This window comes from Paralteromonas sediminis, assembly GCF_003820355.1.
GTDB classification, from domain to species: Bacteria; Pseudomonadota; Gammaproteobacteria; order Enterobacterales; family Alteromonadaceae; genus Alteromonas_F; species Alteromonas_F sediminis.
This window is the reverse complement of sequence record NZ_RPOK01000001.1, coordinates 368,531-389,810: the sequence shown is the minus strand read 5'-3', so window position 1 is coordinate 389,810 and position 21,280 is coordinate 368,531. Positions and strand designations below refer to the sequence as shown.

The window sequence follows — 21,280 nt, the reverse complement described above, 5'->3', positions numbered from 1 at the left end:
GTTGCAGGGTCACCATTTGAGCTAGTACTACTTACTTCTACAGCCTGCATTAATCATTGCCTCTCCGGTCATAACACACTTACCACTGATGCATTGGTGAAGATTATTGTTAAATGCGTCCTCTTCGTGACTCCATATCATAAACCAACCTCCATCATCCCACACTGCCGTAGGCATTACACCTTGCTCTCGCTGAGATGCATATGTACTGTCAAAAAGGCGATACCATTCACGAGTCTGATTACAGTCAAATTTATCAAACTGCTTACCCCAACCATTACCCCATTCACCAATATAAATTGGCATATTATTCCCAACAGTCGCTGCCCAATGTTCTGCTTGTTCCATAGGTTCAACGATGTTTTCAAGCGTCCATGGGGCCGACTTGTCGCCATCTTCGCCGTGGAAGCTCCAGGGTTCGTAATGATGGATAGTTGCCATAATATAGGCATCTTTACCCCCTCCTATCGGCTCTAAGTCGGGCCAAGTGACCATTAACTCCTTTGCCGCAAACCATTGGTTTCCACCAATGATAATAATTCGATGAGGATCAACGGCACGAATTCTTTTGTAAGCCAGTTCGGTCATATAACGAATATGCTCAACCGGCATAGGGTCCGTATCGATGTGAGGCTCGTTGAGTATTTCATACAATAAGCGAAAATCTCGGTCTTTAAAGTAATTTGACAGATCAGCCCAGATGCGCTCAATCACCTTGTACTTATTGTCTCTTTTGAGTGTCTTTTCATGGTGGGCGTTTATCACCACATACATGCCCGGTAAGGACAAAGCGTAGTCAACAATTTTAATGAGTTCCCTTACTCTGGGATGATCAAAATTAACGTCTCCCACATCAGGATCGTTAACCATCATTGACCCATACATACTCTCTGTCCAGGTAATTGGAATTCTCACATTGCGGTGACCTAATGCGTAGTAGGCATCAATCTTCGGCCTAGCTTCCTCAAAGGAGGGTGTGTGTTGTTCATTTTCAAACATCTGGCCAATGTTAAACCCCATACCCATTTGATCAGCTGCAACTCTGGCGGTAATCGATGTTTGTTTGCTCGGCTCTAGAGACGGACTTGTGACTTGTGCACAGCCTATTAGGCCACCTGCAATAAGCACTGCCATCAATAGTAAAAATATTCCGCGATTTATGGCGAGCTTCATAGCTGTTTACTTCCTCTGAGATTTTCAGTTAATCAGAATCGTTGCGGCTCATTGGGCTTATTATCAACGATACTTTCAATGCTATTGATAAGTCCCGAATCCAATGGTTCTCGTGCCAGCGCGGACAAATTATCGGTTAATTGGGATAACTTAGAGACACCAAGTATTACTGAGCTGACATTAGGATTAGCTAAGACCCATTTGAGCGCTAAATGGTGAAGAGGAATATCATACTGAGAGGCGAGTTGACTTAATAACTTAACCTTTTGAACCCAACTGTCGTCCTCGAAGAACAACTCCTTAAGCCAAGCATACTCGGGTAAATCTAGCCTGCTGCCTTTGGGAATACCATTTGAATATTTTCCTGTTAGCCGGCCACTGGCTAATGGCGAAAATGTGGTTAGCCCTAATCCATATAATGCATAAAGTGGCCTATATTCACCCTCAACTTTGTCTCGTTTAAGTAAATTATATTCAGGCTGTTCTACTATTGGCATGTGCAGCTTATCGGCCTTAGCGACAGAAATTGCTTCCGTAATTTGTTGAGCGTTCCATTCAGACGTCCCCCAATACATCACTTTTCCTTGTGAGACTAGATCATGCATTGCCCAAACAGTTTCTCTAATAGGCGTGTCGATATCAGGACGGTGACAGTAATAGAGGTCTAAATAATCCACTCTCAGACGTTTTAATGCAGCATGGCAAGCATCAAATATATGTTTTCGGCTCAATCCTTTTTGAGTCGGTTTTTCACCGCCCCAAAAAGCCTTACTAGATAAAACAAACGTATCACGACTCCACCCTAACGATGCAATAGCATCCCCCATTAATCTCTCTGCCTCTCCTTCTTCATATCCTTCGGCATTGTCAAAGAAGTTGATACCTGCATCATAAGCTTCTTGCATAATTTGCTTTCCAGTTGACAAATCAATTTGCTTGCCGAAAGTTACCCAAGAACCAAGACCGACCTCACTTAGCTTAAGTCCACTGTTACCTAACCGCCGATATTTCATTTGTAAGTCACTTTTATCTATTCAAATATGTTTATTGCTTCAAGAGTAGCCATAAAGGTTATAAAAATACTGACGCAAGCGTTATTGTCAGGGCTTTGTCTATTTTTAACTGCTACCTTCATTAAATCGTTCGCTACCATCCCAATCACAATCTCCGTCAATAATGTGTTCCTGTACCGACCATTGGTCAGAGAAGTCACCTTGACCATTGCCATGAAATTCCCATTGACTGTAATGATGATAAGTTGCCATGACATATGTGGCCTCGCCACCACAAGCCATCAATATAGCGCATAAAGCAATCACTACCGATCTTTTCATAATATCTCCTGACCCATTTGCTGTGTGTGATTGAGGCAACTGTCTACAGGTGCTGTCGAGTATTGAGATTCAACATTATTCTTAAGCAGGTTTGCTACCACACTCAGACATCATAAAACACATTGTAAGCGCTTACAATTGGTAACTTGTAAAATTTAGAGAGTGCAATTTTAAAAAGCGTTATGCGTCAAAAGAATGTTCATTAGTTAATTTACAGGTAAATAAAAAACACAAAAATAAAAGTTGTAACCGCTTACAATTACATGTTTAGATATCATTCCAGACCTGCAGATTGAATAAAACGGAGCATCATAGTGTTAAAGTGTAATTCGGTTTTACCTATTGGAAAAAATGGCATTGCTGGCTTCACATTGATGGTGACATCACTCGCTGCATACAGTACTGGTCAGGAAGTTCAGAAAAACGAATTACAAACGCGTGCTGAAACAATTAAAGTCAATCAAATTGCGTATTTACCCTCTTTTCAAAAAATAGCAGTTGTCCCAAGCACACACGCTAATGCTTTTAGCATAATAAACGTCGATACAGGTGCCTCGGTCATTACAAAAGATTTGTATAAACCAAATTACTGGGAGCCTGCACATCAAGCAGTTAAGGTTGCTGACTTTTCTGAAATAAGTACACCGGGCACATACAAAGTCACTGCGGAAGGCACAGCCGATTCACCAAAATTCACCATCTCTTCTAATGGCTTTCTTTCCCTTCATGATTCTGTACTGAAGGCCTACTATTTCAATCGAGCTAGTATTGAACTGAAACCAGAGTTTGCTAGTGATTGGCATAGGCCACTTGGGCATCCTGATAACCAAGTTCTTGTGCATCATTCTGCAGCAAACAAACAGAGACCTGAAGGCACTGTGATAGCTTCACAAAAAGGTTGGTATGACGCAGGTGATTACAACAAGTATGTAGTGAACAGCGGAATATCAACATATACATTGCTGCAGGCTTATCAAGATTTTGATGAATTTTACGCAACACGTCACGGCGGCATCCCAGAATCAAACAACTCAACACCGGATATTCTCGACGAAGTGATGTGGAATTTAAGCTGGCTAGAAAGCATGCAAGATCCCAGTGATGGTGGTGTTTATCACAAACTCACAACGAAACGATTTTCAGGTAAAGTCATGCCTCATGAAGCAACTGCACAACGCTATGTTGTGCAAAAAAGCACAGGGGCTGCGTTGAACTATGCAGCTGTAATGGCGAAGGCTAGCCGGGTCTATCAATCTTTCCCGACATTTACATCAATGGCTAAGCGTTACCGGCAAGCCGCCATCCGCGCTTTCGAGTGGGCGTTACTCAACCCTTATGTCATTTATCAACAGCCTTCAGATATTCATACAGGGCAATACGATGATGATGACTTTACAGGTGAATTTGCTTGGGCCGCAGCTGAACTACTTTTACTCACCAAAGAAAAAAAATACCTAGACAAATTCAATCAATTTGTGGCATCACCAACAGTGCCCAGCTGGCAAGATACGATGGCATTGAGCTACATTTCAATACTAGTAAATGGGCAGACTGTTCTCTCAACAAAAGATTATGAAACGTTGAAGGCGCGCTTTTTGGCATTTACAAACAACATCATTGAATCTCACGAAACTTCCGCTTACCGCACAGCCATGCTGGTAGACGACTTTGTCTGGGGAAGTAATTCCGTCGCTATGAATAAAGCAATGGTAGTGATTCAAGCTTATCGCCTGACAGGAGATAAACGTTACTTGAATGCAGCAGTAGGTTTAATTGATTACGTATTAGGTAAAAACCCGACCAACTACTCGTACGTGACAGGTTTTGGCTCAAAGTCGCCCATGGATCCTCATCATCGTCAGTCTTATGCTGATTCGGTGGAAAAACCAATACCTGGTTTTCTTGTGGGCGGCCCACATGCCGGAAAACAAGATAATTGCAATTACACAGGTGTTCAACCAGCGGATACTTACCTGGATGATTGGTGCAGTTATGCAACCAACGAAGTAACAATTAACTGGAATGCTCCCTTGGTTTATGTTCTGGCTGCATTACACAATTCGCAATAGGGATGCAATAAAAGGCCGCCCTCAAGTTTTGCGTAACGCTTACATTGCTAAACATCACAATCTCTAAAAGCATGCTCTTTGAAGGATACTTTTGCTAGCCAAAGCCTCTAAAATCAAATGCTCAACCACCTACCACGTTAAATCAAGTCAAACAAATCATTGTAAAAAGCCTTATGTAAATGCTTACATTTTTGTTAATTATTTGTTGCATTATCGCATTGAAGCACATATCATCGTTCATGTAATTCTATTTAGCCTATTAGGCTGGACTTAGCCGCAGCCTGAATCGCAATAGCAGTTACAACTAAAAACACGGTCAGCGTTTGTTCTTTTGCACAAAAATGTAAGCGCTTACTTTACGGGAAAGAAATAATTTGCATTCAACAGCACCTTGTTTGCAAGTCACCTTAACTTTAGGAAGGGCAATGAAATGAGACACCGCAAGAGCAACAATGCCGTTCACGCTCAACGTATTGAATGGTCACCGTTTAAAAAGTCACTGCTAGCAATGTGTATAGGCGCTGCTGTTGTGAATGCACCAGTTTTTGCACAAGAAGCTCAAAACGCACAGCAAGAAAAATCGGATGATGTTGAAGAACGCATAGAAGTTCGGGGACAACGCTTAAGCTTGACACGAGCTCAAGAAATCAAACGCAATGCTGATACATTTGTGGATGCTATTTCTTCAGCAGACCTCGGAGCTCTTCCCGACGCCAGTGTTGTAGAAGCATTGCAACGAGTCCCAGGTATTGCCATTGAGCGTTTTGCGGCACCTGAAGATCCTGACCACTTCTCGACAGAGGGTAGTGACGCAACGCTGCGTGGTCTACCCCAAACGCGAACCGGCATAAATGGTCGTGATAGTGTGGCAGCAGACTCGTCTAATGGATTGGGTTTCGATGATATTTCACCGCAACTGCTGGGTAGCGTAGAGATTTTTAAAAATCAAACTGCTGACATGATTGAAGGCGGCATTGCGGGTACTATCAATCTCAATACACGTAAGCCATTTGACAGTTCTTCTCGTCTCATGAGTTTTGAAATCCAGCGGAGTGAAGGCAATTTATCTGAAGAGCCTGAATTTGGATTCTCTGGACTGTATTCAGACATTTTTGATGTTAAGGGTGGTGAGATAGGTTTTTTGGTCAGCCACAGTGACGTTGATTTAACCTTTCGTGCTGACGGCTCAGAGTTAGGCCAGCATAACCTTGTGGCTGACGCTGCTGGAGCAGGTCAAGACCGTTATGTACCCATAAACGCAGGGGTGCGTACCACAACCACGGACCGCGAACGTGAGGCCTCTTCTGCAGCAATTCAATATCAAAACACAGAAGAAACGCTAGTGTTAACGGCGGAATATATACGTTCGAACTCGGAGACAAACTGGCAGGAATTTGCATTCTTTTCTGATGACCAGGCGTATGGAAGTATAGGAGAAGATGCTTCATACGATGACGTGTCATTCCGTGGGGGCACTCTACTTAATATTCAAAGTGGCATTGGACCTCAGACTCGCCAGAGTCAAGCCGAGGAGCTGCTCGAGGAGTTTACCTTCAATGCCCAATACCAGGTAACCGATGCGTTACGCGTAGAGTTTGACATTCAACATGTTGAGGCCACTACCGACATTGTTGATTTGTCGATTTTTGGAGGCTTCATCCCGAGCTCAGGAAGTGGAATCAATATCCTTATTGACGCTGAGGGCGACACTCCCGTTGTAGATTTTTTGCAACCTAGTACGTCATCACAAAGCTTAGACGAATATTTTAGTGACCCCAGCAACTACTATTATCGAGCAGCGATGGACCACTTGGAAGAGTCTGAAGGTGACCAAACCGCTTTTCAATTTGACGTTGACTATGAGCTTGAACACGACTACTTAGACTCAGTAGAAGCCGGTGCCCGATATGCTGAACGCGATCAAACAACACGCTGGTCAACTTATAATTGGCAAAACCTCTCCGAAGAGTGGGCCGGCGGTTGGGTAGATTTCAATGGTGATAGGCGCGCGCCTTCATGGGACGGAGCTCCCTTTAGTGACATTGGGGACGTTGCAATGGCACCGCCAGTTCAATTTGGTTACAACGGCTTCCACAATGGAAATGCAGGCGGCGCCGTCAATGCACTCTTTGCTAACCCAAGTCTAGTAGCGAGCTACGGCAGCTTTATTGATGGTCTGTCAGGTTTTGCAAGACAACCTTTATCTGCCCGTGCGGGAGTTATTGAAGGTACAAGTTATTTGCCAGGTGAAGTTAATCGTGTTGTAGAAGAAAATACAGCACTGTACGTAAAGCTTAATTTTGGTGGTGAATCACGCTGGTCGGGCAATGTAGGCTTACGCTATATTAATGTTGACACAAGTGTTGATGGGGGAGAGAACTACCCTTTGCAGACTTCAGCCAATTTGCTATTGACGCCAGAACAAGAAGCCTTTTTCAACGGCGACAGTATTGTCGCGTCAACTAACAGCAGCTACTCGACTGTTCTACCGAGTCTTAATGTAAAATATCTTTTCGGTGATAATTTAGTAGCTCGATTTGCGTTTTCAAAATCTATTGCATTTGCTGATTCTGGAAACTTACGTTACAACTATAATTACTCTGCACTGGTAGAAAATACGGATCCAGACGATCCGCAGTCGCCAGTTGTACTCGATGATATTGAACGTCGCAGCGGTAACCCTTTTCTGGAACCAATGGAATCCTTAGACTTTGACGTATCACTAGAATGGTACTTTGACGATTCAGATTCGTTATCTGTTGGCTTATTCCATAAGTCGATTGAAGGTTTCTTTTCTAACGATACTTTCGTGCAGGATGTCACTCATAATGGCGTGACGTTGCCAGTCAATGTGTCAACAACGATTAACGTAGGCGACGGAAATTTAAGTGGTTTCGAATTGTCATACCAACAATTCTTCGATGAATTGCCGGGTTTGCTTTCTAATTTAGGGGTTCAGTTTAACGCTACATTACTAAAAGAAAGTGGAGTGCCTAACCAAAATACGCGACCAACCCAATCAGGAAGTACAGAGGATGTTTCCAGGTCTGAGTTGCCATTTGATAACTTGCCGTTACAAGGTCTTTCAGAGCAAACTTACAATTTCGTCGGCATGTACGAAGATGAGAGTATTCAGGCTCGTATTGCTTACAACTATCGTTCTGACTATTTATTAACAATTCGGCAGGTCAACCTAGGAGTACCCATTTACAATGAATCTCGTGGTCAAGTAGACGCATCTTTTTTCTACAACCTAACAGAAGATTTTCAAATTGGTATTCAAGGGCAAAATCTCACTAAATCCGAGTCAAATACACGAATGCAGGTCGATCAGGAGGGGAATACGGTCGTACGAAGCTCTTTCACTAATGACCGACGTATTGCGTTTATCTTAAGAGGCTCATTCTAATTAAGACAGTTTGGTTTTGGGGCGTAACAACGCCCCTCTTCTACCAAAAAAAATGACTTTAGATTGCCGTTCAAAAACTGCAAAGTAGGTGTTATGCAAGACAATTCCATTAAATCAATTGTAATCGTTGGTGGTGGCACTGCAGGCTGGATGACAGCTGCCGCGTTGGCGAACTTGCTTAAAGACACCAAAATAACACTGATTGAATCTGATCAAATTGGCACCGTAGGCGTTGGAGAAGCAACGCTACCTCATCTGCGTTTTTTTATACAACGTTTAGGTATTGATGAACACGCTTTCATGCGTGCGACCAATGCGACTTACAAAATGGGCATAGAGTTTATCAATTGGGGGGAAATTGGCGATGCTTACATTCATCCCTTTGGTGATTTCGGGCACCCTATCAAAGGCATCGATTTTCATCACTACTATGTCAAGTTGCACCAACAAGGTCTTAATAAGCCAATTGGGCAATACTCCTTGCCGGTAATGGCGTCAAAAGCGAAAAAATTTGCGTACCCAAGTACTGACGAAAAGTCGATATTGTCGACGTATTCTTATGCATTTCATATGGACGCGGGGTTATTTTCAAATTTTTTACGTGACTATTCAGAAACGCGTGGAGTTACCCGCTTTGAAGGCATGGTTACACGCGTTAATCAATGTAACGAAAGTGGGTTTATAAAATCAGTGACGCTCAATGATGAGACTGAATTTGATGCGGATTTTTTCATCGATTGCTCTGGTTTCAAAGGACTATTAATCGAACAGTGCTTAAAAACAGGTTATGACGACTGGCGCCATTGGCTACCTTGCGATCGCGCTATTGCTATCCCAACTCAAGCAACGTCAGCCCCCTTGCCTTACACTAAAGCCACAGCACGTAATGCGGGATGGCAATGGCGGATACCATTGCAGAACCGGGTAGGAAATGGGCACATATACTCAAGCCCCTATATGAATGACGATACCGCACTAGAAACCTTGCTTGCAAATATAGATGGAAAGCCTATTTCGGAGCCCAACTTTTTGCGATTTACGACCGGAAAACGAAAAAAAGCCTGGTCCAAGAACTGTGTTGCTATTGGTTTATCTGCAGGTTTTTTAGAACCCTTGGAAAGCACAAGTATTCATCTTATACAACTGGGTATTATGAAACTCCTCGACTTTTTTCCAGATAGAAATTGCGATGAAATTCGAGTGAATGAATACAACCGAATGATGCAATTAGAATTTGAGCGTTTACGAGATTTTCTTGTTCTGCATTATCACGCCACACAGCGAAGCGACAGCGCATTTTGGAATTATGTCCGCACGATGCCTTTACCAGCGGGGCTAGACCACAAAATAAAATTGTTTAAAGAGCGCGGTCGCGTAGTGCAATACAGCGAAGGTCTGTTTCTCAAAGCAAGTTGGTTAGCGGTGTATTTCGGTCAAGGTATTATACCCACACATTACGACTGGCAACTTGACACCATTCCAACAGAACACATTGTGAAGCAGCTTGATGATATTGAATCAGACATCAATTCGGCGGTACATCAAATGCCAAGTCACGCAGATAGCATTGCTCAACATTGTGCTTTAGCCAAGAGTTGGCGGACTCCACCGCCACGCGCAAGTTTTAGTTTGTATGGAGGTTGAAAATAAATGCAAACCAACTTGCCACTAAATACGATTGCTATTGTAGGAAATGGTCTACACGCATGGACGATCGCAGCCTGTCTGGCAAGAAAACTTCAGAAAGCGCCTACAGATATAGTGGTCATTACAGACCCAAACGCAGTACCAGACTCTATTGGTGAATCGACATTACCAGCAATCAACTATTTTCATCGCATACTTGGCCTCAATGAACGCCAACTTGTTGCGGTGACAAAAGGAACATATAAATTAGCCACTGAATATACGCCCATCGATACTGCTTATCAGAATGACAAACACCTAGCAAGAAACAGTTTCTTTCATGCGATGAGTCCCTATGGGGCTGCTTTTGACAATATTGCCTTTCAGCATCATGTGACCAAAGCACACTTAGCGGGTGTAGCAATTGACTTAAATCGCTTTTCCTTGCCCGCTATGGCTGCACAACAAGGCAAGTTTGGCATTCCCTCTTGTGATGAGCTCGATGTACCCTTTTCTTATGCTTTACATGTAGATACAAAGCGCTATGCAGCCGGCATGCAAGACTTTGCCTATAAGTTGGGAGTAAAACATGTTGAAGGTTCTATAACAGCTACTCAGCTTTCTTATCCTAATATTGAAGAAGACACGTCTCAGTTTATTCAATCTATAACGATAAACAAAAACCAAACCTTCAGTGCAGATCTTTTTATTGATTGCTCTGCTGATGGTCGCCTTATTCACCAAGCATTGGGAATCAATTATCAACACTTTGATACTCTTCTCCCCTGCGATCATAGTGTTCAATTTTCAACCCAGCGGCCACATGACCCTCGCGCTACGACTCAGATTAAACCTCATAGCGCTGGCTATTGGCGTAGCTTTCCACTGCAAGACCGTGGCGTATGTGAGTATCACTACAGTGGCGACTACCTTACTCATGAAAAAGTGCTAGGTATATTGAATCTTGGTAAGGAGGAAAGCAAAAGTGCAACGCATCAGCAACACAAACCCAGACAGATCAATACATTCTGGAGCGCAAATTGCGTTGCAATGGGTTCAGCCGCGGGGGAACTTGGGCGCAATGCAGTGAGTAACTTTCATCTTGTACAATCTGCCGTATTGCGATTGGTTGACCTGTTGCCAGATAACACGCTAAACCGCAATGCTGAGTGCCCCAGCCGTGATGAATATAACCATTTATGCGAGGAAGAGTACGCCAGAATTTTGGACTATCATTGCGCCTATTTCGCACTATTAGCGAAGCATGATTCGCTAAGTAACCTCCCCTTTTGGCAACAACAACAATCGACTGAATGGCCAGACTCGCTGACACACAAAATGACACTTTTCAAGCACACAGGGCGCCTGCCCTTTTATGAGCGGGAAACGTTCTCGGAGAAAACATGGTTGTCACTCTTTTTGGGTTTAGGGCTATGGCCTATGCAATATGATCGTTTATTGGATGTCGGGCAACGCTCAATTAATGACAGTTTGGTTGCTTGCGAAAAGTTTGGTGCGTCTATCCAGAGAATGTGCAGTGACATGCCATCTCACTATATGTTTTTACAGCGCTACTGTGGCGCGAAATAGGAGTTGAGCTTTCATGACCGATGAACAAGTCAGAGAGATTGTCATTGTAGGAGGCGGCACAGCAGGTTGGATGACGGCAGCTGCACTAGCAAAGAGCTTCTATAAAAAAGGACGTCGGATCCGCCTTGTTGAGTCTGACGAAATAGGTACTGTAGGCGTGGGAGAAGCAACTATTCCTGCAATTCGAACCTTTAATGAAGTATTAGGCATCGACGAAAACGCGTTTGTACGTGCGACAAAAGGAACGTTTAAACTTGGCATAGAGTTTGTCAATTGGGGGAACATAGGAGAAAAATATATCCACCCATTTGGGGTGTATGGATCACCAATGGCTGACAACATACCTTTTCATCACTACTGGCTTAAGCTCAGAGACGCAGGTTATGACAGGCCACTAAGTAGCTTTTCATTGGCAATTGCCGCGGCCAAACGCGGGCGTTTTTCGCGCCCCCAAAATATCCCAAATTCGCCGTTAGCACAGATGGCCTATGCCTTTCAATTTGATGCGGGTTTGTATGCAAAATTTTTACGTGAATTCGCTGAAAAACGCGAAGTACAGCGAATCGAAGGAAAAGTTGATTCTGTCGCACTAAGCCAAACGGATGGCTCTATTGAATCTGTTACTTTAGCCTCTGGTCAAGTAATCCACGGTGACTTATTTATTGATTGCACTGGTTTTCGGGGATTACTGATAGAAGAAGCATTGCAAACAGGGTATGAAGACTGGTCGCACTGGCTGCCATGTGATCGCGCCGTTGCTGTGCCATGTGAATCAAATGGCCCGCCAATTCCCTATACACGAGCGACTGCTCATACCGCAGGTTGGCAATGGCGTATCCCTCTTCAGCATAGAACTGGAAATGGTCATGTGTATTGCAGTAAATATATGACTGACAATGAAGCAACCAACATCTTACTTAAGAACCTTGATGGAAAGCCAATTGCAGATCCAAAACCGCTGCGTTTCAAAACAGGGCGGCGTAAAGCATTTTGGCATAAAAACTGTGTTGCTATTGGCTTGTCCAGTGGATTTTTGGAGCCATTAGAGAGTACCAGTATTCATTTGATTCAAACCGGGATCACCAAGCTGTTGAGTTTGTTTCCTGACAAACGCTTTAGCCAGAGTTTAGTAGAGCGCTACAACAAAATCACTGCGTGGGAATACGAGCGTGTGCGAGACTTTTTAATCTTGCACTATAAGGTAAATCAACGTACTGATTCAGATTTTTGGATTCAATGTCGTAATATGCCCATCCCTGATGAACTGCAAAATAAATTAGATTTATACATAACCGGTGGACACATTTTCAGAGATAACGAGGAATTATTTGGCATTCCCAGTTGGCTAGCCGTGATGGAAGGTCAAAACGCACATGCTACCGGTCACCACCCATTAGCTGAGTCGCGCGAAGCTGAACGCTTACATCAACATTTGACCAAAATGCAGCAAGTCATTGCTCACTGTGCTGAAAGTTTGCCGACCCATGCTGATTTCATTTCTAGGCACTGCGCTAGCGAGTCATGGCCACGTAACAAGATGGGAGAGTAATATGTTTTCTGGCATTTTCCGTTTGAATTATGCAATGAATCTACGAATCCCTTTTGCAGCAACGTTGTTTCGTACAATTGGCTCAGCCGCCATGCTTTTTTGCTTCACTTTATTTTCCATAAGCAGTGTTGCACAAGACAAGACTAGGGAAATCGATATTGTATTTGCCAAGTTAATTGCGGCAATGCCTGAAGAGGCGAAATTAATTGCCGCTCCCTATGCAGATAGACTTAATCACTATGGCAAAATTGCAACGGGAAGGGTAAATGCTAACAGTGATGCAATAGGTGGTACAGCATACGAAATCACCGTCAGTCAAGCTGGCCAACATGCTTACGATGCAGGAGCATATTTACCTATTGGTGGTGAAATAAAAAAGGGAGAAGTCATTTATGTGCTGTTCTTCGCACGTTTGCTGAGTGACGTCGGCGGTGCAGTTCGACAAGTTGGGCTTCAACTCAGCGAGCATCCATATACTCAAAGTTTTGCCCAGTCATTCACCGTAGCGCCAGATTGGTCATCCTACACTTTTGCCGGTAAAGCACACACTGACTACGCTAGTTATGAAGCACAGATCAGCTTTCAACTTGCCGCAGCGCAACAACAAATAGCAATCGGGCCTGTATACGTGCTTAAGTTAAGCGATAAAGTTACATTGGACACCTTGCCTTTTTTAAAATAGACAGCGGTTGCTGACTGCCACAACTGCGGAGTCCACAGCACGCACTAATAAAAAGTATGTAAGGTAGGTAACACCTTAGGCACTGCCTCATTCAACTTAATCTTTGCACTGTTTTATTAAACTGACCGAAATTTAAATAAAAGCCAGAGTCAATTAAGCACTTAGTTACCATGAAAGCGCTTACATTTTGACTTTACATATGCTATAAATAAACGAGTTCTAACCTTAGCTATGCGCATTGTGCATTCTGTATTTCCAAAATGGGCGAAACCAATGAACCTAGACTTGCAACTCCCTTCTCAGTCTCCCTTGATGAGCCCCTCATTTATTTTCGGTGTGGCTACGTCTTCATTTCAGATTGAGGGGAGTGCAGATCAACGTTTAGCGTCAATTTGGGACGCCTTTTGCGAGACACCTGGAAAAGTTGCTGATAACAGCAATGGCTTGGTTGCTTGCGAGCATGTGAAGCGCTTTCGGGAAGATGTAAAGCTTTTGGTTGAGTTAGGTGTGGACGCTTATCGTTTTTCAATTTCTTGGCCAAGAGTCATCACAAAAAATAACGAGCTGAATGAGTCGGGGATCGCATTCTATGAGGCGCTAATTGCGGCTCTCAGTGCTGAGGGAATAAGCGCTTTTGTTACTCTTTATCATTGGGACTTGCCGCAGCATCTTGAAGACAAAGGAGGCTGGCTTAATCGCCAAACTGTCTATGAATATGAAAAGTACGTAGACAAAGTGACCGCACGATTAGGTGACACAGTTGCTTCGTACGCGACGTTTAATGAGCCCTATTGTTCTGCCTATTTGGGCTATGAGATAGGGGTTCACGCGCCGGGTAAAACAGGCAGACTTAATGGACGCACTGCAGCACATCATATTTTACTTGCTCATGGTCTTGGTTTGAAAGCTATCCGCAAGCATGCAAAGAAAGCAAAAGCCGGTATTGTACTGAATTTCACGCCTTGCTATCCCAAAACAAATGGGCTTTCTGACATACAGGCTGCGAACAATGCCGATGATTACATTAATCAATGGTATATCAAGCCTCTGTTTGATGGCTGCTATCCCAGCGTTATTGACGAGTTGGCCGAAGAATACCGCCCACCAATTGAACAGGGTGATTTTGATATCATGCAACAGCCATTAGACTTCCTAGGTGTAAACTTTTATACGCGGCTAACTTATTCTGCGGCAAAAGATCCTAGCGAGTTATATGTCGAGCACCCTCATTTATCACCAAAAACCGATATTGGTTGGGAAATTTATCCTAAAGCCTTAACAGAGCTTCTAAAAACATTACATGAACGCTATCCATTACCTCCGGTTTTTATTACTGAAAATGGAGCAGCAATGAACGATAAGATGGTGAATGGAAAAGTACAGGATTCAGATAGGATTGAATACTTTCAAGCTCATTTGCAGGCACTACATGAAGCTGCGGAAAGCGGCGTCGACATACAAGGCTATTTTGCGTGGAGTTTAATGGACAACTTTGAATGGGCAGAGGGGTACTTGAAGCGATTTGGATTGATATATGTAGACTACGCTACTCAAAAACGCACATTTAAAGCCAGTGCACACGCCTATAAAAGATTAATTGCAAAGCGAAATCTTGCCAGCGAAGCATAAACCTAAGGACGCTTAGTATGCAAAAACCACAATTAACACTGCAAGAGAAGGTATCTTATGCACTTGGTGATGCCGCAGCCAATTTGGTTTGGCGCGGCGCTTTAGCTTATCTAGCTGTGTTTTATACCGATACTTTCGGGATCTCTGCAAGTGCTGCCGCATTATTGTTTTTGGTTGTGCGCCTGTCTGATGGGATTACCGATATTATTATGGGAATGATTGCCGATCGCACTAACAGCCGCTGGGGTAAATTTAGACCATGGATATTCATTTCAACACCATTTCTCGGCTTATTTATGGTGTTGTGTTTCACCACACCAGACTGGTCAGAGCAAGACAAACTCATTTATGCTTATGTCACGTACATTGGTTTAACGTTGGCATACACGTTCAATAACGTTCCTTATTCTGCATTGATGGGTGTTATGACTAGCTCAGATGTTGAGCGGACATCACTCTCTGGTTTTCGTTTTGCCGGAGCATTTCTTGGCGGTCTTTTTGTAATGGGTTTTCTGCCAGATATGGTTGCCTACTTTGGCAACGGTAATGACGCCCAAGGTTATCAATACAGTATGTATGTATTCTCTGGCATATTAATGTTTTTGATGTTAGTGACTGTAGTAGGCACTAAAGAACGTGTGAATTGCGTTAGCTCGAGCTCCCTGCCTCTGTCTCGCGAAATTACTGACTTATGCAAACAACTGCCTTTTATCTTGCTTCCTTTATTGGCAATTACGCTATTTTTCTATTACCGCAGCTTGCCAACTTTTGGTTTCCTAATAGCGGTAGGAATTAGCACCACCTGGGTTATCAAAAAGTTGTTGCATCAACCTGATGAGCAACGCTCACGAGCACAACAAGACATGGTGGATTTGTTGATGAATAAACCTTGGTTAATTTTGCTCGCAATGGGTTTCTTGACCATGATGTTTAACGGTATTAAATACGGCGTAATTGCTTATTATTTCAAATATTTTATCGGTGATGAGCTGCTTGCGGGAAAATATTTTGTTGCGCTGTTAGTCGTTTCTGTTGTCGGTGCCTTATGCACTGAGTTTTTCGTCAAGCTTTGGGGACGAAAATATGTTTTTATCATTGCTTTGTTAGCAAGCGCAATATTAACTTCTGCATTATATTGGGTCGGTGCTGATCAAATCGGTTTACTCTTCATTCTGGGGTGTGCTGCTGAGTTTTTTGCTGCGATGATGCCTACCCTTTTCTTTTCCATGCTAGGCGACGCTGCTGACTACTCTGAATGGAAGACTGGACGACGCGCTACTGGTCTCGTGTATTCAGCAGGAACCTTTGTGCAAAAAACGGGGGGTGGCTTTGCAGGGGCGTTAGTGTTAGTAGTATTGGCATCGTATGGATACAATGGCATGGACCCCGTTACAACAACACACGCGGTACCCGGAATGCTTCTATTGATGAGTTTTATTCCTTCATTGTTTGCAGTTATTGGTGCATGTGTAATGCTGGCCTACCCTATCGATAGTCAAATGCAATCGAAGATGACCGCAGATTTAATTTCTCGTCGAGAACATTTCATGCCATAAACTTAAAAAGTATCACAATAGAAAACGTTAAAAAAATGACGTCCTATCATAACAATTAGTGAAAGAGTGGTTTTGATTTAGGTCGATGTGATATAAGAGAGTGTCGACGTTAACTAAGTAATTTATGGCAACAATATACGAAGTGTCCAAACTGGCTGGAGTTTCTTTGGCAACCGTCTCTCGTGTAATAAACGATAGCAATGCAGTTAGGAAAACCACAAAAGACAAAGTTGAGCGTGCAATGAAGCAGCTTAACTATACGCCTAATTCTGCAGCAAAGTCTCTTGCGTCGAATCGCTCTGATTGCATTGGGGTACTGGTCAGCGAACTAAAAAGCTCTTTTTTTACCAGAATGATGGGAGCAATCGATACAGAATGTCGCCAATTTGAAAAACACATTGTTGTGACCTCAAGTGAAAATGATGCCTTACACGAAAAAGAAGGTATTGAATTTCTGATCAGTCGGAACTGCGATGCTTTGATTCTGCACGTTGAAAGTCTTTCCGATGAGTACCTCATTGAATTGAGTCGTGGGAAAGTACCTGTCGTTATTCTCAATCGCCAAATTCCTCAAATAAGTGACCATTGCATAAGCTTGAACAATGAACTTGGTGGATACTTAGCGACGAAAACGATGTTGCAATATGGGCATCGGGATATTGTTTATATTGCTGGACCTGAACATAAAAAAGATGCAATGCAACGCCTAGCAGGTCATAGAAGAGCACTAATGGAAGCAAATATCCCAGTAGAAGAAGCGCGTATCTTCAGTGGGGACTATCTCCAATCTGGTGGCCAAAATGGATTTAAGCATTTTCATAAAAGTGGCTTGAATTTCAGTGCGGTTGTTTGTGGTAACGATGAAATGGCCACGGGTGTGATGGCAACCGCAAGAGAATACGGCTTATCGTTACCAGAAGACCTGTCTATTATTGGTTTCGACAACGTATTGTTTTCACAATACACTTACCCACGCTTAACCACTATAGAAAACCCGATCACAGATATGGGTAAAATGGCAGCACGTATGATCATGGAGAACGTATACAAAAAGTCACTCGGCACAATACGCAAGTCTTTTGAACCCGTGCTTGTGCCTCGAGAATCAGTCTGCCATTTTGATGCCCAAGTTTAATTTTTAACCACTAAAAGCCGACTCACTTTTATCGGGTGTCTCCGATGCCGTCACCTTATTAGTTTCTATTTGTGAGGACTGGCTGAAAATTGTGCCCTTTTTCATACCGACTTTACTGAAAGCCGCTTCGCTGATATCGGGCGGACCTACCCTTTCCTCATTGGGGGCATCAATGGTTGCTGACATTCGCTCAATTGTCTTTTTTAACACCTTTTGCGAGCTATAGGTCGCTTCGCTAATATCAGGCACGTCGTTATCACTGGACTTGGCATTACCGGCAATTGCAGTAAAGGTCGAACAGCTTAGAGCGATAACAGCAAAGGTTTGGAACTTGGTCATAGAGTTATCCTAATTGATTTTACTTTTATTGATACGAGCAGAGCACAAAATGTATTACTTTTTTAAATGCTCTTTCGGCCACTTTTTAGCCGATTCTGGCATGAGATGTTTACACCTTAAATATTTGGCTTACGCTGAAAAAATATAGGTTCTATACCGAACTATACAATGGCAATATCACAGTAAGAGCATAAATGGTCAGTGTAATAGAATGAGCGGTGCTGTTCTGAATAACATTGGAAAGGGATATTAGTATCCAGATGATGAAGAGGTTACTGTTTAAACACAACAATAACATCAACACCCAAATTATCGGTTCGGTTTTGAATAGTAATTCTGGCTCTGTGGTATTCAGCAACCATTTTTGCAATGTACAAGCCCAGCCCGAGATGCGCTGACGCTTCTTGCTTGTCTTCCCTTACCGATACCATCGAATCCAAGAGCTGGTCCTGCATATTCTCGGGCAACAAGGGTCCTAGATTAGAAACAACCAGTTGAAGGTGACTGGAAACTTGCGACAAAGACAGTTGAACCGTCGACTCGACAGGGCTAAATTCAACGGCATTGGCTATGATTTTATCGAGCATTTGCGCCAACAATTCGGGGGAACCGTCTAGTGCGCTTTCACTCGTCTGGTCAGCAAGCAAAAAACGGTGTGATGGATAAGCAATGCCGTACCCCTCTACACACCCGGATACCACTTCAGCCAAATTGAAGCGCTCCCGTTCAGAGGTTTGCATAGCCTGTTCGAGGCGCGTGGCTTCACTCATATTACTCAGAATTTTACTCAGTCGGTGTATACCCAATTGTGCCCGCTCAATATAAGCCTGTTTTTCTGCTTCGTTATTCTCGCCCTGTGTTTCCATGGCTAAGTTCTCAAGCGATGACTTCACAATCGCTACAGGCGTGCGCAGCTCGTGCGATAACCGCGAACTCATATTTTCAAGGTAATGGTTATATTGCTGTAACTTATCCAGCACACTGTAGAAGGTTCTGGAAAGGTCACCAATCTCATCCTTGGTTTTTGAACGAGGTATATTGGCCAGAATTTTGCCACTATCGTCGATGGCGGATTCCGTTTCATTGCGTAGCTTACGGATGCGAAAAGAAATGCGAGTGGCAAACAAAAACAACGCCGCAGTGCCGAGTACAACGACAGCAAGGATCACGTGGAATAGTTGTTCAAGCGCTTGGTTCCGAAGCGTTCTGATGCCGTGGGTAGTTTGCTCAACGACTACGGCTCCCATTACCTGTTCGTCGATAAAAATTGGATGCGCGGCGGATAACACTACCGCTTTATTGTCAGGCGAAAGTCGCCATTGTGAACTTGCCGTACCACTAAGCGCGTTGTCGAGTTCGAGCTCCTCCAGTGCGAAGGCATTCTCGAGGGCATCCACAAAATCTGCGGGCGGTTTAGTGAGGATTTGGTAATACAGCGGGAACAACCAGGCTTCTTCTACGTGACGCCACCAGGAGGAAGCATCGCTTCGCACTGGGCTGGTCCTAATACCAGTCGCGTCCTGTATACTCCCGGAGCGAGCTAGTACGCGTCTGTGTTTATCAACCACCCATACTCGTGCGTTAGAATACTTCAAGCCTTTCAGAATTTTTTCAATTTCTGGTGATGGCACCAATACTGTGCCTAACGCATCGGATTGATTAGGGTTGGCTGTACCAATAGTGTATTTTTTTTGCCGACTCACTGGATCATCAACATCCACAATGGCAAACGCTATTTTGCTGGACATTATTTGAAGCGGAAAGCGCAGCTCTAAATTGTACCCAGTGGCGGTTTGCAGCCAGTGTCCCTGTATTGCCGTCTCTGGTGCCAGTGGCCGATATGAATCAGGATTGTCGTCCAGGCGAAATGCGTTCACCCAGCCCGACGTTTGTGGTGCCACTATATAACGCTTAAAGTCACCGGATGGGTCTGTAATAGCGATGACTAAATGATCGTTGCGATCGACCCTTAGGCTGGTGGAAGGCCTGAAAACCAGTACATCATCCAGCACCTCAAACTTGGCATAGAGAAACTGGTTGTACTGCCCTACCATATGCTGAAATTGTAGGCTGTCCGGCGAATAGGGCGTATTTTGTTCGACGAGATGGCGCTCGCCGTACTGCAAGCTTAAAGACTGATAGTCTGCCCAATCATCCAAACGTCCGTCTAGCTGGATGGGGTCGACAATCTTATGCGCATACAAATCGGTACCGGGCCTGACGTCTTGTAAATAGGATGACTGGCTATCGAACAAGGTAGGTCTTTCATGCAAAGCCGTTGCGACTGCCCGGGCAGTACCCTCCATCGTTTGTTCCTGACCAATCCGAAGGTAGGTTTCCAGCTCCCACACATATTTGTATCCCAGCCAGGGAATGGCAAACAGAAATAGAGACAATACCAATAATTTAAGGCGGATGCTGAAACGAACGTTTGGCATTAACTCGACTTCCAGCGATAGCCCATGCCGTACACGGTTTCAATGCGGTCAAATTGTGCATCTGTCTCAACAAACTTTTTACGAATGCGTTTAATATGTGAGGTAATGGTAGTGTCGTCCACTACCATTTTTGATTCGTCCATCAGTTGCTGGCGACTTTTCACATGGCCCGCATATTTTGCAATGGCGTGCAGCATCCAAAATTCTGTCACTGTGAGATCAATTGGCGCTTCTTTCCAGCTTACCGTCATTCTGTTTGCATCCATCTTAAGATCGCCAGTGTGGATTAAATCCTGTGGACTTTGCGGTTGATTGAGCAATGCGGTTCGCCTGAACAATGCGGCAATGCGCGCTAACAGGTGAGGCAAACTGATGTCCTTGGTCAGATAGTCATCCGCCCCCATCCGTAGCCCACAAATGGTGTCGTAATCATTGTCTCTGGCAGTAAAAAATATAATGGGTAGTGTGTTTGATAGCGAACGAAGCTGCTGACACAACGCAAATCCTCCATCTATCTCATCGTGTAAACCAATGTCTATCACGGCAAGATCAGGTAGGCGCTGTTTAAAGGCACTTTCTGCTTGGGTTCGGGTACTATAAGTTACCACATCATAGCCCTGCTTTTGCAGCGCCGAGGCATAGTTGTCTCTTATAGCGGGGTCATCTTCCACAATCGCAATGCGTTTAGACATAAAACAGTTACAGCGTTAAAAAACTTACTTGCCGTCACTATATCGCAAAAAAGTTAACC

General features: G+C 43.8%; 15 protein-coding genes. 9 read left to right on the top strand and 6 right to left on the bottom strand.

Annotated elements, in window-relative coordinates:
• Window positions 1–27 precede the first annotated feature (27 nt).
• The 3 genes from DRW07_RS01745 to DRW07_RS01735 all read right to left on the bottom strand — a co-directional run bounded on the left by DRW07_RS01745 (window position 28) and on the right by DRW07_RS01735 (window position 2,507).
• Entirely contained in the window at window positions 28–1,173 is a 1,146-nt protein-coding gene (locus DRW07_RS01745) for a glycoside hydrolase family 5 protein (RefSeq protein WP_205665344.1), read from the bottom strand.
• 32 nt (window positions 1,174–1,205) lie between these two features.
• Window positions 1,206–2,186, bottom strand: coding sequence for an aldo/keto reductase (locus DRW07_RS01740; protein ID WP_124026160.1), 981 nt, complete (start codon window positions 2,184–2,186; stop codon window positions 1,206–1,208).
• 105 nt (window positions 2,187–2,291) lie between these two features.
• The gene (locus DRW07_RS01735; protein ID WP_124026159.1) at window positions 2,292–2,507 is read right to left on the bottom strand and encodes a hypothetical protein; all 216 of its coding nucleotides are present in this window, start codon (window positions 2,505–2,507) and stop codon (window positions 2,292–2,294) included.
• 314 nt (window positions 2,508–2,821) lie between these two features.
• Between DRW07_RS01735 and DRW07_RS01730 the strand changes: the two genes are divergently transcribed.
• From DRW07_RS01730 to DRW07_RS01690, 9 genes are all read left to right on the top strand, one after another.
• Window positions 2,822–4,576 (top strand): glycoside hydrolase family 9 protein, encoded by a 1,755-nt coding sequence (locus tag DRW07_RS01730; protein WP_205665343.1) that lies wholly within the window; start codon window positions 2,822–2,824, stop codon window positions 4,574–4,576.
• A gap of 430 nt (window positions 4,577–5,006) precedes the next feature.
• Window positions 5,007–7,985 (top strand): TonB-dependent receptor, encoded by a 2,979-nt coding sequence (locus DRW07_RS01725; RefSeq protein ID WP_124026158.1) that lies wholly within the window; start codon window positions 5,007–5,009, stop codon window positions 7,983–7,985.
• Between the two features lie 93 nt (window positions 7,986–8,078).
• Window positions 8,079–9,629, top strand: coding sequence for a tryptophan halogenase family protein (locus DRW07_RS01720; RefSeq protein ID WP_124026157.1), 1,551 nt, complete (start codon window positions 8,079–8,081; stop codon window positions 9,627–9,629).
• 6 nt (window positions 9,630–9,635) lie between these two features.
• A complete protein-coding gene (locus tag DRW07_RS01715) occupies window positions 9,636–11,201 on the top strand; it encodes a tryptophan 7-halogenase (RefSeq protein WP_124026156.1) in 1,566 nt (521 codons plus the stop codon).
• A gap of 13 nt (window positions 11,202–11,214) precedes the next feature.
• The gene (locus DRW07_RS01710; RefSeq protein WP_124026155.1) at window positions 11,215–12,750 is read left to right on the top strand and encodes a tryptophan halogenase family protein; all 1,536 of its coding nucleotides are present in this window, start codon (window positions 11,215–11,217) and stop codon (window positions 12,748–12,750) included.
• 1 nt (window position 12,751) lies between these two features.
• A complete protein-coding gene (locus DRW07_RS01705) occupies window positions 12,752–13,432 on the top strand; it encodes a hypothetical protein (RefSeq protein WP_124026154.1) in 681 nt (226 codons plus the stop codon).
• Window positions 13,433–13,705: 273 nt separating this feature from the next.
• Window positions 13,706–15,061, top strand: coding sequence for a GH1 family beta-glucosidase (locus DRW07_RS01700; protein WP_124026153.1), 1,356 nt, complete (start codon window positions 13,706–13,708; stop codon window positions 15,059–15,061).
• A gap of 17 nt (window positions 15,062–15,078) precedes the next feature.
• Window positions 15,079–16,617, top strand: coding sequence for an MFS transporter (locus DRW07_RS01695; protein ID WP_124026152.1), 1,539 nt, complete (start codon window positions 15,079–15,081; stop codon window positions 16,615–16,617).
• A 124-nt stretch (window positions 16,618–16,741) separates the two neighbouring features.
• Entirely contained in the window at window positions 16,742–17,752 is a 1,011-nt protein-coding gene (locus tag DRW07_RS01690) for a LacI family DNA-binding transcriptional regulator (protein WP_124026151.1), read from the top strand.
• Between the two features lie 3 nt (window positions 17,753–17,755).
• Here the strand turns inward: DRW07_RS01690 and DRW07_RS01685 are convergent, their stop codons facing one another.
• From DRW07_RS01685 to pdsR, 3 genes are all read right to left on the bottom strand, one after another.
• Window positions 17,756–18,091, bottom strand: coding sequence for a hypothetical protein (locus DRW07_RS01685; RefSeq protein ID WP_124026150.1), 336 nt, complete (start codon window positions 18,089–18,091; stop codon window positions 17,756–17,758).
• A 272-nt stretch (window positions 18,092–18,363) separates the two neighbouring features.
• Entirely contained in the window at window positions 18,364–20,529 is a 2,166-nt protein-coding gene (gene pdsS, locus DRW07_RS01680; protein WP_124026149.1) for a proteobacterial dedicated sortase system histidine kinase, read from the bottom strand.
• Window positions 20,529–21,221, bottom strand: a complete 693-nt coding sequence (pdsR, locus tag DRW07_RS01675) for a proteobacterial dedicated sortase system response regulator (protein WP_124026148.1) — start codon at window positions 21,219–21,221, stop codon at window positions 20,529–20,531. Before pdsR ends, pdsS begins: the two co-directional genes overlap by 1 nt.
• Window positions 21,222–21,280: the final 59 nt, after the last annotated feature.